Origin of the sequence: Clostridium taeniosporum (assembly GCF_001735765.2) — a bacterium.
Classification (GTDB): Bacteria; Bacillota; Clostridia; order Clostridiales; family Clostridiaceae; genus Clostridium; species Clostridium taeniosporum.
In genome coordinates this window covers 2671560-2689263 of the sequence record NZ_CP017253.2, presented here as the reverse complement: position 1 = coordinate 2689263, position 17704 = coordinate 2671560, and the positions used below count along the sequence as shown (strand labels likewise).

The following is a 17704-nucleotide window of genomic DNA, read 5'->3' as shown; positions in this document are numbered from 1 at the left end:
TATAAAGGAGTTTTTAAGGTGAAAAAGATCTTAATTGTTGATAATTCATCTTTTATGAGGATGTTTGTAAAAAAGATTATTGAAAAAGGAGGTTTCCATACAATATTTGAGGCATCAGGTAGAGAAGATGCAATAGAAATATTTAATACTGAAAATCCAGATATTGTATTTCTTGATTTAAACATGTCCGAGTCTACAATGGATGGTATTGATGTGTTAACTGAAATGATGAAAATTAATCCTAAAGCAGTTGTATTTATTATATCAGCAGTAGGGTATGAAAGTGTAAAAGATCAATGTATAGAACTAGGAGCTAAAGGATATCTTAGAAAACCTTTTGATACTGAAGAGTTATTAAGAACATTAGAAGAGTATAAATAATAGTATACAGATTTTTGTATAATATTTACCCCAACTAATCTAGTTTAGATTAGTTGGGGATTTTTTATGCATAAGTTTAGGATTGTATATAGTTAATTGTATAAATATATATTTATTTGAAATATGTTTGTTACATAATATTCCATAAAATTATATGGCTAAATAAAAAAGTAAATTTATATTTAAAATTTTTTTATAAGTTAAAATTTATTTTTTAAGATTAAAAAATTTTTAAATATATAGGGCAATTTTAAGAAAAAATATAAAAATAAAGATATAAGAACCATAATAGGAAGAAATAAAAAATAAAAATACTTAGAATTTATTATAATAATGTCCTTTAATGCAAATACTTAAATGGAACAAAAGATATAATTATAAAAATAGAGAAGGAGTTTTATTATGAAAAAAAGAATTGGTATTTTAACAACTTTAATAATGGTGGTGTCAATACTTCAGATACCTTTATGTGCAAATGCTGAAGGGTTATTTAGCACTGAAAAATATAAAGTACAAGAAATAACAGAAGGTATTATCTATAAAAATTATTTAACTAATATTAATAATGTTAAATCATCACATATGGGGGACGAAAAAGCATCTAAAGATATAGTTGATATAGCAATAAGTGATGGTAGATTTAAAACCTTAGTAACTGCTTTAAAATCAGCTGAATTGGTTGATGCACTTAAAGGTGAAGGACCATTTACAGTATTTGCACCTACAGATGATGCATTTGCAAAACTGCCAAAAGAAAAGCTTGACGAACTTTTAAAACCAGAGAATAAAAAGGCTCTTGTTGATATTTTAAAATATCATGTAGTGCCAAGTAAGGTTTCTTCAAAGGATGTTATAAAATTAGATGGAAAAGAAATAACAATGGCAAACGGAAAAAAAGCAAAAATAAAAGTTAAAGATGGTTCAGTATATATTAATGATGTAAAAGTTACAACTACTGATATTATGGGTAAAAATGGAGTTATTCATGTTATAGATGCTGTTTTAATTCCTTAAATAATTGTTTTATAAAGCATTATTCTTTAGAGAATAGTGCTTTTTTCATGACTTAAATTATGATTGAATAAAATAACGTTTATATTATACCAACGAGTTTTTTTTAGTAGTAATATAACTGTAATACAAAGATATTTAGGCGAATATATTTGTAAAAAGATTATTATTTACAAAATACATGATTGGAGGTATATTAATGGACTTTAATAAATATAACTCACAAGTAATTAAGGACATAAATCACTATGTAAGTAGAGCTAAAATAGGAACAATATTAAAATCTGAACAAAAACAAATTAGTGAAGGAAATAAAAAGGTAAGTATATTTAATGTAATTATTCAACTTAGAAAAGGTGAATATATAAAAATAGACGGAAAAAACAATATGTATAATTTTATTGTATCAATCGGTGGAAATGATGTTTATAAATGTGAAAGATGTAATTTTAGAGATGAAGAGTTTAGACAGTCTGTAAAAAATGCTAAAGAAAGTGTTAATTTTATAAACTGTTTTGATGTTTTAGGAAAAATATTTAAAAAGAAAAGAAAATAGATAATTTATACTTATAAGGACTAGTAGTTTATAAATTTTAAAACTGCTAGTTTTTACTTTAATACTTTTAGAATTAATATTTATTTTAACTGAAAAAAATTATATTTATATTGATTTATTACAATTTAAGGAATATAATACCAATATAGTACGAATATCGTATTATACGAAAATGAAATTAATACTAGGAGGATTATATGAATAATAAAAATAATTTCAAAAATAAATCAAAAATAAATTTTAATAATCAAGCAGATATTTATGATATAAGTGGAGATGGAAAATTTGTAGCGCCTATGTATGCTGAAATTATTAATAGAATAGTTTCTTTAAAACCTAAAAAATTATTAGATGTTGGTTGTGGTACAGGAAATATATTGATGAAATTATCAAAAAATACTAATATAGAGTTAAGTGGATTAGATATTTCAGAAAAAATGATTGAGGTGGCTAGAAGAAATATTGGAACAAAAGCAGAGCTAAAGGTAGGAGATTCGGAATTTATGCCATGGAAAAATAAAACTTTTGATGTTATTTTATGTAATGCATCATTTCATCATTATCCAAATCCAGAAAAAGTTTTAATGGAAATGAGAAGATTATTAAAATCTAGTGGAACACTTATTATTGGAGATCCTACAGCTCCTCTATTTATAAGACAAGTGCTAAATTTATTATGTAAAAATAGCAGTGGTGGTGATTACAGAATATATAATAAAAATGCAATCAAAAAACTTTTAAATAAATACGGATTTAATACATTTGATTTTAAAAAAATAAATTATAAAAGTTTTGTTATTAATGCAAATATAAAAAAATAGTGAATCTATTTTAGAAAAATGATAATATATGCATAAATAAATTGGACAGAGTAATTAAATTTAGGAATATCAACACATATTTAAAATAGAATCAAAATATTAAATTATTAGACTTGTACAGTGATTTGGTGAATTTCATAAAATTTACTAAATCAACCATACAAGTTAAGTTAAATTATATTAATTTATATGGGGTAATAATATGGATAGTAAGTATAAAAGACAAGTGAATGAATTAAATAAGTTATGGCATTATATGTTGATAAAAGGTAATTATAAAGATATTGAAAATAAGTATTCAAAAATCAAATCTTTAAGTACTAGTGAATTATCAATAATTAGAATAATTTCAGAAAAAGAAGATGTTATTATAAAAGATGTAATAAATGCTTTAAACATACCTAAAAGTACACTTACAAGTATAATTGATAGATTAGAAAAGAAAAGTATTATTGTTAGAAGTATTAGCAATAAGGACAGAAGATCTTATAAATTACAACTTACGGAAGAAGGAAAAAACATTCAAAAAGAACACATTAAATTTGAAGAAGATATTTATGGAAGGGTAATGAGTTCTTTAGACACATATGAAGAAAGAGAAGAATTTTTAAGATTAATAAGAAAAATAGCAAATAATATTTCAAAATAAGAAATTAAATTTTAATAAAATGAAATATGGGAGTAATTTAATGTATAAGGTATTAATTGTAGAGGATGATTTAACTATAGCTAGTATTTTAAAGAATCATTTATGTAAATGGGGCCATGAAGCAGAGATTATATCTGATTTTAATAATGTGTTAAGTTCATTTATTGAATATGATCCACAACTAGTAATTTTGGATATTACTTTACCTTTTTATAATGGATTTTATTGGTGTACAGAAATAAGAAAGATATCTAAAGTTCCTATTCTTTTTGCATCATCAGCAAGTGACAATATGAATTTAATTATGGCCATAAACATGGGAGCAGATGATTTTATAGCAAAACCTTTTGATTTGAATGTAGTGATTGCTAAAGTACAGGCTTTGATTAGAAGAGCTTATTCATTTCAAGGACAAACAAACATTTTAGAAAATGATGGTGCTGTACTTAATTTAGGGGATACAACTATAACATATAATAATAAAAAATTAGAATTAAGCAAAAATGAATTTAAAATATTACAAATCCTTTTAGAGAATAAAAATAAAGCTGTATCTCGAGATGATATTATGAAACATCTATGGAATAGTGATAGTTTTATAGATGATAACACTTTAACTGTTAATGTTGCTAGGCTTAGAAAAAAATTAGAAGATATAGAGCTTAAAAATTTTATTAAAACTAAAAAAGGAATTGGATATATAGTAGGTGATTAATATGAATAAAAGTTTTAATTGGTTTATGCTATATTCTTATATTAGAGAGAAATTAAAAACTATTGTAGCATTTTTTATATTTATACTTATATTTTTTACTGTATATCTTTTATATCATTTAACATTAGAACCGGTTTTATATGCAATTTTATTAACTTGTACATTAGCTTTTTTATTTATGTTGTATGATTTCTATAGATTTTATAATAAACATTTATATCTGAAAGATATTTTAAATGGAATAGATGAAAAATTAGATAATTTACCAGAAACTAAAACTTTAATAGAAAAGGATTATAAAAATATTATTAAAGCATTATACAAAAGCAACTTAGAGTTAGAACATAAACTTAGTAATAATCGTAGCGAAATGATAGATTATTATACAATGTGGGTTCATCAAATAAAAACACCAATTTCGGCATTACATATGATTTTGCAGTCTATGGATTCAAATGAGTACAAAAAAATTATGAATCAAGAATTATTTAAAATAGAACAGTATGCTGAAATGGTTCTTCATTATATTAGATTAGGAAGTATGTCATCAGATTTAATGCTTGAAGAGTATTATTTAAATGATATTTTACATGAGGTAGTAAAAAAATATTCTATAATATTTATAAATAAAAAAATTGCTTTAGATTTAGAAAAAATAGATTATAAAATAGTAACAGATGAAAAATGGCTTACTTTCGTATTAGAACAAATTTTATCTAATGCTTTAAAGTATACTCATGAGGGAAAGATTTCTATTTATATGGATAAAGAAAATAAAGATACCTTAATAATTAAAGATACAGGTATAGGAATATCTGAAGAAGATATATTTAGAGTATTTGAAAAAGGATTTACAGGTTATAATGGTAGAATGGATAAAAAATCTACAGGTATAGGGTTATATTTATGTAAGAAAATTTTAAATAACCTTTCTAATGATATATTTATTAATTCTGATATTGGAAAAGGAACAAAAGTTGCCATTGATTTTTCAAGAAAAGATATAGAAATACATTAACCTTACATAGATGTAAGATTAGAATGAGAAATGTAAGTCAAGGCTAAGGCAGTACATTTCTTTTTTTATTATACTTAATTTGTAATAAGGCACATTCAAAAAAATAACAGATTAGTATGTTTGTCTATTTTGAGTCATATTGATTCAGCTAATACTTCGCTATTAACTTAAGCTTCTTTGTATGACATAGAATATACAATGCATTTTTAATTTATTATTTTATTTTATGTGCATAAAGATTTGGAGGAAAAATAAGATGGCATTATTAGAAGTTAAGAATTTAAAAAAGATATATACTACAAGATTTGGAGGAAATAAAGTAGAAGCTTTATCTGATATTTCATTTTCAGTAGAAGAAAATGAATATGTAGCTATTATGGGAGAATCGGGTTCAGGAAAAACTACGTTACTTAATATATTGGCATCATTAGATAAACCAACCAATGGAGAGGTTTTATTAGAAGGAAAAAATATTGTTGATATAAATGAAAAGGAAATTTCATCTTTTAGAAGAAATCATTTAGGTTTTGTATTTCAAGATTTTAATTTACTTGATACATTTTCATTAAAAGATAATATATTTTTACCACTAGTTTTATCTGGTAAAGATTATAAAGAAATGAATAATAGATTACAACCTATTGTTAATAAATTGGGAATTGAACATATATTAGAAAAATATCCTTATGAAGTTTCTGGTGGACAAAAACAAAGGGCAGCTGTAGCAAGAGCACTTATAACTCATCCTAAATTAGTACTAGCTGATGAGCCAACAGGGGCTTTGGACTCTAAATCATCTACAGAACTTTTAAATTTATTTTCAGATATAAATAAAGCAGGTCAAACTATTGTAATGGTTACTCATAGTACTAAAGCTGCTAGTCATGCAAATCGTGTATTATTTATAAAGGATGGAAAACTTTTTCATCAAATTTATAGAGGTGCCATGAATAATGATGAAATGTATCAAAAAATTTCAGATAGTCTTACTGTTTTAACAACAGGAGGTGCTGAAGTTGAGTAATTCATTTTATCTTAAGTTAGCAAATACTAATTTGAAGAAAAATGGTAAAACTTATTTTCCATATATTATAGCATCAATTTGTGCTGTAGTTACATTTTATACAATGAAGGGTATAGCATTAAATGAAGGGCTAAATGTAATGAGAGGATCAGAACAAGTAAAAATGATGCTTGAATTTACCTCAAATGTTATTGCTATATTTTCTATAATATTCTTATTTTATACTAATAGTTTTTTAATAAAGCGTAGAACAAAAGAATTAGGACTTTATAATATTCTTGGAATGGAAAAAAAGCATATTTATAAGGTGATTTTTTTTGAAACATTAATAGTATGGATATTAAGCTTAATATTAGGACTTATAGGTGGGATAATACTAGGAAAATTATTATTTTTAATATTGCTTAATTTAATAAAATTTAAAGTGACATTGGCTTTCTCTATATCAGTACCAGCAATAATTTCTACAATAAAAATTTTTACATTAATTTTTACAGCCATATTAATTAAAAATTTTATACAAGTAAAATTTTCTAATCCGATAAAATTATTAAAAGGGGGAGAAAAAGGAGAAAAAGTTCCAAAGACATCAAAAATATTAGCTGTTTCAGGGATTATTGAATTAATTTTAGGTTATGGTATAGCAGTTACAGTAAAATCTCCAATAGAAGCACTTCAATTGTTTTTTATAGCTGTACTTTTAGTTATGGCTGGAACATATAGTACCTTTAGAGCAGGAAGTATAGCGATTTTAAAATTGTTAAAGAAAAATAAGAAGTTTTTTTATAAGCCTAATAATTTTATTTCAATTTCAAGTATGATATATCGTATGAAACAAAATGCAGTAGGCCTTGCTAATATATGTATTCTTAGTACAGCTGTATTATTAACAATATCTACAACAGTATGTTTATATATTGGTCAAGAGGATAATTTAAAGAATCACAATCCAAAAGATATAAATATATCTATAGACAATGGAAATAAGGAAAATATAGAGAGTATTAATCATGTAATAAATGAAGAAGTAAAGTACAATAATATAAATTTAGATAATAAAATAGAATTTAATTATATTAATATGTTAACAATAAAAGATGGAGATAGTTTTAAAATTACTAAAAAAGATATGTCTAATATAAGTAAATTATTTAGTTTAGATTTTTTAACTGTTGATGATTATAATGCTATGGAAGAAAAAGAAATATCTTTAAAAAATAATGAAGTATTGATATTTTCACGAGAAGGAAGTTTTGGTAAAGAATTCATTAATATTGGACAAAAACAATATAAAATAAAAGATGAACTTAATAATATGAAGTTCATAAACAAACAAGATACAGCCATAATAAAAGGTTATTTTATTGTTGTAAAAGATATGAATATTTTAAAATCAATATATAAAGATATGAATAATAAAGATTTAGAAGAAACTCAATATAATATTTTATTTGATGTTAACGGTGATAAAAATTATATTATGAATTTTTGTAGCGATATAAGTAGCAAAGTTAATAAAATGTATAATGGAGATTTTACTAGTATTTATACTGATAGAGAAGATCTTTATACATTTAATGGTGGATTTTTATTTATTGGTGTATTCTTAGGATTATTATTTACAATGGCAACAGTTTTAATAATTTATTACAAGCAAATTTCAGAAGGTTATGACGATAGCGAGAGATTTAAAATAATGCAAAAAGTTGGTATGAGTAAGGAAGAAGTGAAAAAGAGTATAAACAAGCAAATATTAATGGTATTTTTCTTACCCTTAATAACAGCTGTAATTCATATAGCTTTTGCGTTTAAAGAAATGAAAAAAATATTAGCGTTATTCATAATAAGTGATACGAAAATGCTTTTAAAATGTACATTAGTAACAGTAGTAGTTTTTGCTATAGTATATATATTAGTTTATATGTTAACAGCTAAAACTTATTATAAAATTGTTGAACAAGAAGACTAGATAATAAATAATAAGTCAAAGATACCAAGGATATTTTGTAAATACAATAACTTGGGTTATGATAATAGTTGTGCTATTAGTATAATCCAAGAAAGAAGTAGTTCACAAAATAAACTAGTATAATGGATAATTATTTATTTGAATGTACCTAAACTATATATTATAATATGAACAATTTAAAATATAGTAATAAAAAATTTAAATATATAATATGGAAAAGTAATATCTAAATATTAAATTATCTAGATATTACTTTTTTAATGTATAAGAAATTATAGAATTTTAAAATATATATTTTTAGAAAATCTTTAGGGTTTTCAGCTAAAGCTCCAAGCTTTTCAATTATCCCGTCTAAACTAAAAAGTGTGGAGTAGCAACTTGTGTTCTTATACACTTTTAATTAAAAAGCTTAGTAGAGTTATAAAATATAAATTATATTTAAAATAGGAATACATAGGTTTGAGAATTATTATCTCTGGTATATACTATATAATGAACATAAGAAAGGAGATCTTATTATGAATAGTAAAAAGAAAAAAATATTAGTATCGGTACTTGTTATTGCAATTGCTGTTATTGGTTTATCTTTATATAAGTTTTCTATAAATAGTAAATCTGTAAATGGAACTAAAGAATATAAGGTTATAGTTACAGATACAGAAAATACATTTAATGATGAATTTAATATTGAGACCGAGGAAACATCTCTTGGGAAGGACTTAGATGATAGAAATCTTATAGAATCAGAAAAAGGTCCTTATGGAAGATTTGTTGTTGGAGTTCATGGTAAAAAAGCTGATGAATCTAAAAGGCAATGGTGGAATTTAATCATTAATGGGGAAGCATCATCAACAGGAATAGATGATGTAATGATACATGATGGTGATGAAGTAAAATTTATTTTAACTACTGGATGGTAATTTATGAAGATTTCTATAAAAGAATTAATTTTGTTTGGAGTATTAGGTGCAATTTTAACAGTTACTCAAATAGTTTTAAATTTTATTCCTAATGTTGAAGTTGTTACCTTATTTATAATAATTTATTCATTAATTTATGGTAAGAGATCCATTTATAGTGTATTTATATTTGTAATTATGATGGGGCTTATATATGGATTTGGAACATGGTGGTTTGGATATATTCTATTATGGCCTTTACTTAATATTTTAAGTTGTTTATTAAGTAAATTTATAAAGGATAACTATTTAATTTTATCTTTATATTCAGGGATTTTTGGTTTATTATTTGGATTTTTTTATGCAATACCCAATGCTATATTTGGAGGAATAAATGCAGGGATAGCTTATTGGATTTCAGGTATTCCATATGATATAGTTCATGGAGTAGCAAACTATTTTATCATGCTTTTTTTAGGTGAGAAAATATATAATTTACTATTACAATTAAATAATAAGTATTTTTTTATTCTTTAGAAAATTATATTTTTAAAATTTGTGGATAACTTAGATTATATTTTTGCTTAAGGATTAAGAAATAAACCTAAAGAATAAAAAATTTTAATTATAATATTAAGATATATGTTATTTATTTAGAAAGTATTTAAGGTTTAAATTTTTATCTACTAAATATTTATATAAAAATTAATCTGATTATTGTAGATTATTTGTGACATTTCATAAGGAGAAATTAAGGGGGGAGTTTATGGACAATAAAGAAAAGATTTTTTATGTATTACAAAAATATTATGGATACAGCACATTAAGAAGAGGACAGTATGAAATAATAAATAATATTCTTACTGGAAGAGATACTTTTTGTCTTATGCCTACAGGAGCAGGAAAATCAATTTGTTATCAAATACCAGCTTTGATTTTTAAAGGAGTAACTATTGTAATTTCACCATTAATATCACTTATGAAAGATCAAGTTGACAATCTTATTGAAAGTGGTATAAAGGCAACTTACATAAATAGCTCTAAAACAATGGAGCAGATTAAAAATATATTGCTAGAAGCGTCTATGAGTGAATATAAGATTATATATATTGCACCAGAGAGATTAGAATCAAATATATTTAAGAATATGATAAAAGATTTGGAAATATCACAAATTGCTATTGATGAAGCTCACTGCATATCTCAATGGGGACATGATTTTAGAAAAAGTTATTTACAAATTTCTGAATTTTATAAACTGCTAAGAAATAAACCAGTAATTTCTACTTTTACAGCAACAGCTACTAAAGAAGTTAGAGAGGATATAATAAAACTTTTAAGATTAGATAATCCATATATATATGTTGGTGATATAAATAGAGAAAATTTAAATTTAGCAGTCTTGAGAGACATTGATAAATTAGAACAGGTTAAAGATATAATAAGAGATCATGAAGATCAATCAGGTATAGTATATTGTGCGTCTCAAAAAGAAGTAGATAATCTTTATTATTATTTAAATGATGTTGGATATAGTGTAGGAAAATATCATGGTGGGCTTAATGATGAAGAAAAAGAAGTCTTTCAAGAAGGATTTTTATTTGAAAGATTCAATGTAATGGTTGCAACAAATGCATTTGGAATGGGCATTGATAAATCAAATATTAGATTTATAGTACATTTTACAATTCCTCAAAATATAGAATACTATTATCAAGAAATAGGAAGAGGGGGAAGAGATGGAGAAAAGTGTGATTGCTATCTTTTTTATTGTGAAAGTGATATAAGAAGAGTTGAATATATAATAAATAAGAGTTCATCTATTCATACAAGAGAAGTACATCTTAGAAAATTACAAGATATTATTGATTATTGTAATTTTAAGGAGTGCTATAGAAAATATATATTAAATTATTTTGGAAATAACAGAAAATTAAATTATTGTAATAATTGTAGTAATTGTTTAAATGATGATGAATTAAAAGATTTTACAAGAGAATGCCAAATGATTTTATCTACTGTTTTTAGAACTAGAGAAAAGTATGGTATATCTGTACTTATAGATATATTAAAAGGATTCAAAGGCCCTAAAATAATAAAAGATAATTTAGACAGAATTACTACATATGGAATAATGAGGGAATATGGAAGTTCATTAATTAAAGATTTAATAAATAGTTTATTAAAAGAAGGATATGTTGATTTGAAAGAAGGAACATATTCAATGCTAAAACTTAATAAGCGATCATACAATATTTTAAAAAATAAAGAAAAAGTTATATTTAAAATTTTAGATAAAGAAGATAATATTTTAAATAAAGAATTATTTGAGGCATTAAGAAATTGGAGAAGAGAAAGAGCATTTAAAGAAAATAAAAAACCATATATAATATTTTCAGATGCTACTTTAATAGATATATGTAATGTTAAACCTAACAATTTAGAAAAGTTATTAGAAATAAGAGGTGTTGGTGAAAAGAAAATACAGGATTATGGGGAAGATTTATTAAGAATAATCAAAATATTTTAAGCTAGGTTATTTATATAAGCATAAGTAAAGTTGATAGAGAAAAGTGAAGTTTAACTAAGTTAAATTAGTATAAACTTCATTTTTTTTATTAAGTATATTAATTATTTTACAAAAAATTGTCATACTGTTACCTTTTTGTTGAATATATTTTAATTAAAAGGAGGCGGGGATATGGACTTTAAAGAGTTTATAAAAATAGATAGAGAAAAAAATGCTAAAAATAAATTTTCAGGAACTTTTTTAGATTATTTAGAATTATTAAAGAAAAATCCAGATATTACTAAACTTGCTCATAAGAGAATTTACGATATGATTTTGAAAAAAGGTGTAGAGGAACTAAGAGGAGATGAAAATCCTAGGATAAGAAAAATATATGGTAATGATGCCATAAGAAAATATGGATTTTTTAAGGATGAGTTTTATGGTATTGATAAAGTAATTATGAAAATATGTAATTATTTTAAATCAGCAGCTATGAAAGGTGAAGAAGCAAGACAAGTACTATATTTAGTGGGACCAGTTGGCGCAGGAAAATCTTCATTAGTTGAAAGTATTAAAAATGCCCTTGAAGAGTGTGAACCTATATATGCATTAAAAGGATGTCCTATGCATGAAGAACCATTACATCTTATACCTAAACATTTAAGACCAAAGTTTGAAGAAATGTTAGGTGTTCAAATAGAAGGAGACTTATGTCCTATATGCAAGTATAGATTAAGTCATGAATTTAATGGAGAATACGAAGAGTTCCCAGTAGAAACAACTGGTTTTTCAGTAAGGTCTAGAAAGGGAGTAGGTGTTGTACCACCAGTAGATCCAAATAATCAAGATACTTCTATATTAAATGGTTCTATAGATATATCTAAAATGGACTTATATTCTGAGGATGATCCAAGAATATTCTCTTTAAATGGAGCATTTAATGTTGGAAATAGAGGTGTAGTTGAATTTATTGAAGTATTTAAAAATGATGTTGAATATCTTCATACAATAATTACAGCAACACAAGAAAAATCAATACCTTCACCAGGTAAAGGTTCAATGCTTTATTTTGATGGAGTAATATTAGCGCATTCAAATGAAGCTGAATGGAATAAATTTAAATCAGATCACACTAATGAAGCTATTTTAGATAGGATAGTAAAAATTGAAGTTCCTTATTGTTTGGAATTAGATGAAGAAGTAAAAATATATAAAAAGATTTTAAAGAGAAGTAATTTTAAAGCACATATAGCACCTCATACAATTGAAATAGCTGCTATGTTTGCTATATTATCAAGATTAGCACCATCAGTAAAAGTTGATCCAATAACAAAATTAAAGATTTACAATGGAGAAGAAATAGTAGAAAAAGGAAGTACTAAGAGAATTGATATATTAGAACTAAAAGAAGAAGCAGGGCAATATGAAGGTATGAAGGGGATTAGTACTAGATTTATCATAAAAGTTATAGATAATGCTCTTTCTGATTCAGAGTATGATTGTATAAATCCTTTAAGTATAATGGAAAGTTTAATAAGAGCAGTTAAAGAAATGGATATATCATCTGATGAAAAGAAGATATATTTAGGATTTATTAAAGATACTATAAGAAAGGAATACAACAAAATTTTAGAAAAGGAAATTACAAAGGCATTTATAGTTTCATTTAGAGAACAAGCAGAAAGTTTATTTAATAATTATATAGATAATGCAGAAGCTTTTGTAAATAAAACAAAAATTAAAGATGTATCTACTGGAGAAGAATTAAATCCAGATGAAGAATTTATGAGAAGTATTGAAGAACAAATAGGAGTATATGATGCATCAGCGAAGGGCTTTAGAAGTGATGTAACTTCATATATGTTCTATGTTGTTAGAAATGGTGGAAAGATTGATTATACTTCATATGAACCTCTTAAGGATGCAATAGAAAAGAAACTTATAGCTTCAGTTAAAGATTTATCTAGAATTATAACAAAATCTAAAGTTAGAAATGAAGAACAAGCAGAAAAATATAATTCTATGGTAGAAGAAATGAAACAAAATGGTTATTGTCTTCATTGTTGTGATGTAATATTAAAATATGCTGCTAATAACTTATGGAAGGATTAATTTAGCATATGGCAATTTTTAGAGATAGAACTGATAAACAAGTAGATCACGATAGAGCAATAGAAGATAAAAGAAGACATAGGCAATTAGTTGAAAAGTCAATTAAGGAGAATTTAGGCGATATCTTATCTGAAGAAAGTATAATTGGTCAAAGTAAAAATAAAAAATTTAAGATACCGATAAAAAGTATTAAAGAATATCAATTTGTATATGGGAAGAATAGTAAAGGGGTAGCTACTGGAACAGGTGAGGAAAAACGTGGTGATAAAATAGAATCTGGATCTAAAAAAGCAATGGGAAAAGGTAATAAAGGTGCAGGTAATGAAGAGGGAGATGAAGTTTATGAAACTGAAATTACCCTTGAAGAACTTATGGAATATATATCAGATGAGCTTAATTTACCTAATTTAGATGAAAAGAAATATTCAGAAATAATAACTGATAGCTGTGGAAAGAAAAAAGGATATCAAAGACATGGTATAAGACCTAGACTTGCTAAAAAAAGAACAGTTATGGCTAAAATATCAAGAAAACAAAGTAAAAAGAGAGCGCTTTTAGAAGCAGGAGAAGAATGTGAAGATGAGAGATTTCCATTTAGGGAAGAAGATCTTAGATATTACAAGGTAAAATTACAACCTAAAAAAGCAAGTAATGCAGTTATGATATTTATTATGGATGCTTCTGGTTCTATGGACTCAACAAAGAAATATTTAGCAAGATCATTTTTCTTTGTGTTATCAAGATTTTTGAAAAGAAAATATAATAATATAGCATTTGAATTTATATATCATACCACTGTTGCAAAAAGGGTGGGTGAATATGAGTTTTTCCATAAATCTGAATCAGGAGGAACTTATATATCAAGTGGTATATTGGAAGCTATAAAATTAATAGATGAAAAATATCCTCCAAATGAATGGAATATATACCCTGTTTATGCTAGTGATGGTGATAATTGGTCTGAAGATAATGTAAAGGCAATAGAATCGGTAAAAGAAATATGTGAAATTAGTAATATGTTTGGATATGCAGAACTTTTACCATCAACCTATACTCAAACTATGTACCATAAATTTAATAAAGATATAAAAGAAAAGAATTTTGTTTCTGTTGTAATTAAAGAGAAAAAGGATTTATGGGAAGCGCTTAAAACTATGCTCAGACAGGAATTAAAGGAGGAGTAGTAAAATGAGCTACACTTTAAGAGAGATTGAAGAATGGAATGAGAAAATAGAGAAAAAAGTAATAGAATATGGATTAGATTTTTATAGCCAAGAATTTGAATTTATAGATTTTAATGAAATGCTAGGTTATGAATCTTATGTAGGTATGCCATCAAGATATCCTCATTGGAGTTTTGGTAAAGCTTATGAAAAAAATAAAATGCTATATTCATTGAATCTTACAGGACTTCCTTATGAGATGGTAATTAATTCTGATCCGTGTTTGGCATATTTAATGAAAGAAAACACACTATTACTTCAAATATTAACTATGGCTCATGTTTATGGTCATAATGATTTCTTTAAAAATAATAGATTATTCAGAGAAGGAACTAATGCTAAATATACAATGGAAATGTTCAAATTAGATGCAGATATTATAAGAAGATATATTAATAATCCAAGTATTGGATATGAAAAAGTGGAGAGAATATTAGATGCTGCTCATGCAATTAGGTATCAAATAGGAAGAGTTATTGGTGCTAAAAAGTTATCAGATGAAGAAATAAAACAAAGCATGATAAAAGATTATGAAAGTAAATTAGATAATAGAGATATATTAAATCAACATGAAGAAATTAAATTCCCTGACTTAGATAAAATTCCTATAGAACCGGATGATGATGTTGTAGGATTTATAATAAAATATGGAAATTTACAAGAATGGGAAAGGACAATTTTAAGAATTGTAAAGAGAGAGACAGAATATTTTCTTCCTCAAATTGAAACTAAAATAATGAACGAAGGTTGGGCAAGTTATACTCATTATAATATATTGAAAGAGTTAAACTTACCAGAGGGATTGCATTTTGAATTTTTAAAGAGGCATAATGATGTAATAGCTCCTATTTTAGGGGGGTTAAATCCATATTATGTAGGATTTAAAATATTTGAGGATTTAGAAAAGAGATATGGAAAAGAAAAGATATTTGAGGTAAGGGAGATTGAAAGAGATAGTTCATTCTTGAGAAGATATTTAACTAAGGAACTGTGTGAAGAGCTTAATTTATTTGAATATAACAAAAGAACATTCGATATTATTATTGAAGAAGTTTCAGATGAAGAAGGTTGGAAAGTAATTAGAGATAATTTAAGTTATACTTGTGGAATTGGTGAGATTCCATATATTAGGGTTATTGACCTTAATACAAAAGATTATACTTTAACATTAGAGCATGTATTTGATGGAAGAGAATTAGAATTAAATTATGCAAAAGAGACATTAAAGTATATTCAAGAGTTATGGGGTAGGAAGGTAAAATTATTTACTAAGGATTCTGATAAAAAAGAAGTTATTATGACTTGCAATACGGACAAAGAAATTATAATTGGTTAAGCAAATTATAAAAGGATATAAGATTTTTTCTTGTATCCTTAATTTTTGTATAGAAAATTATAGAAGTTCTATAGGTTAAAAAGTTGATAAAATATAGATTTAAGTAAATATTAGCTGAGAGTCAAAAGTGTGGAGTACAGATTATTTTACTTATTTTTTAAATAACAATTATAATATAAAATTAATTAGCCAAGTCTACATAAATTTAATGTAACAAAAAGAAAAAAAATGAATATTGTAATATAAGGTGTGACATTAAATTAAAAAATAATGTCTAAATAATATTTAGGAGACAAGAATGAATTTAAAGGGTAGTAAAACAGAAAAAAATTTATATAAGACTTTTGCAGGAGAGTGTAGAGCTAGGAGTACTTATAACTTATATGGAGAAAAAGCAAGATTAGAAGGATTTAGATGGATTGCTAATGTGTTTGATGAAACTGCTGAAAATGAATATGCACATTCAAGAGAAGTATTTAAGAGATTTTTAGGAAATGTAAAAACTACAGAAGAAAATTTAATTTCCGCTGCAGTGGGAGAAGCAAATGAAAGCAAAAATATTTATAAGGAATTTGAAGAAACAGCTAGAGATGAAGGGTTTATAGAAATAGCTGATTTTTATAAAGAACTTAGAGAGGTTGAAGAATCACATGAAAAAAGATATTTAGATTTAGCAGAAAAAGTTAAAATGGGAATCTTATTTAAATGTGAAGAAACTTGTTATTGGAGATGTTTGAATTGTGGATATATTTATGAAGGAAAAGAAGCTCCAAGTGTATGTCCATTATGCAAATATCCTAGGGCATATTTTGAAAAAATTTGCGATAAAGATGAGAGAAAATAGGGGGATAATATAGTATGTATTTTAATTTTCCAAATGATTTTTCAGTACCTGTTAAGTCTGTAAATAATTTGACAGATAATTTGGAGTTAGAAAGTTTAAGAAAAGAAAAATATGAAGAAATCAAAGATGAGGTAATTGAAATAATAGAAGATGAAATTAAAGAAAATAATGAAGAGGAATTTTTAAATACAAGAGGGTTACAAGGTATTGATGAAGTAATAAGTAATGAAGAGTTCAAACATTTAATTATTGATGAAAATGGTATTAATGATGGATGTAAAGTTACTAAGGAAGATATTATAAATGAAATTGAAACAAAAGAAGAAGATATTATTGAAGAGGGACTGAAAGATATTGAAAAGAAAAGGATATGGGAAGAAATAGATGAGGAATATTCAGAAAATCAATTGGCTAAATAGAAGAATATTATTATATATGTATTTAGGCAGTTTTAAATCTCAAATAATTTAAAATTGTAAACAATAGGAAGTGAAGGCTTGGTATACTATATTTTGGAAATTTTTAATTTTTAAAGTAAAACTCTTCACTTTCTATTTTTAATTTATAGATTATATATAGTAATTTTTTATCAAAGAAAAATGTGAAAAAATTATTATATTAATATTATATTATG

The 17704-nt window shown here is 24.8% G+C and carries 17 protein-coding genes; all 17 read left to right on the top strand.

What is annotated here, in order from left to right; translation table 11 throughout:
- The first annotated feature begins 18 nt into the window (after positions 1-18).
- The 17 genes from BGI42_RS12350 (at position 19) to BGI42_RS12270 (ending at position 17489) form a co-directional block, all read left to right on the top strand.
- Positions 19-381 carry a response regulator gene (locus BGI42_RS12350; protein ID WP_084023889.1) on the top strand — a complete coding sequence of 121 codons (363 nt, stop codon included), beginning with the start codon at positions 19-21 and terminating at the stop codon, positions 379-381.
- A gap of 402 nt (positions 382-783) precedes the next feature.
- Positions 784-1395, top strand: coding sequence for a fasciclin domain-containing protein (locus BGI42_RS12345; RefSeq protein ID WP_242984726.1), 612 nt, complete (start codon positions 784-786; stop codon positions 1393-1395).
- 196 nt (positions 1396-1591) lie between these two features.
- A complete protein-coding gene (locus BGI42_RS12340; protein ID WP_069680586.1) occupies positions 1592-1948 on the top strand; it encodes a hypothetical protein in 357 nt (118 codons plus the stop codon).
- Between the two features lie 197 nt (positions 1949-2145).
- Complete coding sequence (locus BGI42_RS12335; protein WP_069680585.1) at positions 2146-2769, top strand: class I SAM-dependent methyltransferase; 624 nt, start codon at positions 2146-2148, stop codon at positions 2767-2769.
- Positions 2770-2971: 202 nt separating this feature from the next.
- Positions 2972-3418: a MarR family winged helix-turn-helix transcriptional regulator gene (locus BGI42_RS12330; protein WP_069680584.1), complete on the top strand. Its 447-nt coding sequence runs from the start codon at positions 2972-2974 to the stop codon at positions 3416-3418.
- Positions 3419-3458: 40 nt separating this feature from the next.
- Positions 3459-4133, top strand: a complete 675-nt coding sequence (locus BGI42_RS12325; RefSeq protein ID WP_069680583.1) for a response regulator transcription factor — start codon at positions 3459-3461, stop codon at positions 4131-4133.
- A gap of 1 nt (position 4134) precedes the next feature.
- Positions 4135-5151, top strand: coding sequence for a sensor histidine kinase (locus BGI42_RS12320; protein ID WP_069680582.1), 1017 nt, complete (start codon positions 4135-4137; stop codon positions 5149-5151).
- Positions 5152-5407: 256 nt separating this feature from the next.
- Complete coding sequence (locus BGI42_RS12315) at positions 5408-6175, top strand: ABC transporter ATP-binding protein (protein ID WP_069680581.1); 768 nt, start codon at positions 5408-5410, stop codon at positions 6173-6175.
- The gene (locus tag BGI42_RS12310; RefSeq protein WP_069680580.1) at positions 6168-8144 is read left to right on the top strand and encodes an ABC transporter permease; all 1977 of its coding nucleotides are present in this window, start codon (positions 6168-6170) and stop codon (positions 8142-8144) included. Before BGI42_RS12315 ends, BGI42_RS12310 begins: the two co-directional genes overlap by 8 nt.
- A gap of 518 nt (positions 8145-8662) precedes the next feature.
- Positions 8663-9064, top strand: coding sequence for a DUF4430 domain-containing protein (locus tag BGI42_RS12305; RefSeq protein ID WP_069680579.1), 402 nt, complete (start codon positions 8663-8665; stop codon positions 9062-9064).
- A gap of 3 nt (positions 9065-9067) precedes the next feature.
- Positions 9068-9580, top strand: a complete 513-nt coding sequence (locus BGI42_RS12300) for a hypothetical protein (RefSeq protein WP_069680578.1) — start codon at positions 9068-9070, stop codon at positions 9578-9580.
- A 229-nt stretch (positions 9581-9809) separates the two neighbouring features.
- On the top strand, positions 9810-11573 hold the full coding sequence (gene recQ / locus BGI42_RS12295; RefSeq protein WP_069680577.1) for a DNA helicase RecQ: 1764 nt from the start codon (positions 9810-9812) through the stop codon (positions 11571-11573).
- A 171-nt stretch (positions 11574-11744) separates the two neighbouring features.
- Positions 11745-13667 (top strand): PrkA family serine protein kinase, encoded by a 1923-nt coding sequence (locus BGI42_RS12290; protein ID WP_069680576.1) that lies wholly within the window; start codon positions 11745-11747, stop codon positions 13665-13667.
- Positions 13668-13675: 8 nt separating this feature from the next.
- A complete protein-coding gene (gene yhbH / locus BGI42_RS12285; RefSeq protein ID WP_069680575.1) occupies positions 13676-14851 on the top strand; it encodes a sporulation protein YhbH in 1176 nt (391 codons plus the stop codon).
- Positions 14852-14855: 4 nt separating this feature from the next.
- A complete protein-coding gene (locus BGI42_RS12280) occupies positions 14856-16226 on the top strand; it encodes a SpoVR family protein (RefSeq protein WP_069680574.1) in 1371 nt (456 codons plus the stop codon).
- A gap of 298 nt (positions 16227-16524) precedes the next feature.
- A complete protein-coding gene (locus BGI42_RS12275) occupies positions 16525-17070 on the top strand; it encodes a rubrerythrin family protein (protein ID WP_069680573.1) in 546 nt (181 codons plus the stop codon).
- A 14-nt stretch (positions 17071-17084) separates the two neighbouring features.
- Positions 17085-17489, top strand: coding sequence for a hypothetical protein (locus BGI42_RS12270; RefSeq protein ID WP_069680572.1), 405 nt, complete (start codon positions 17085-17087; stop codon positions 17487-17489).
- The last annotated feature ends 215 nt before the right edge of the window (positions 17490-17704 follow it).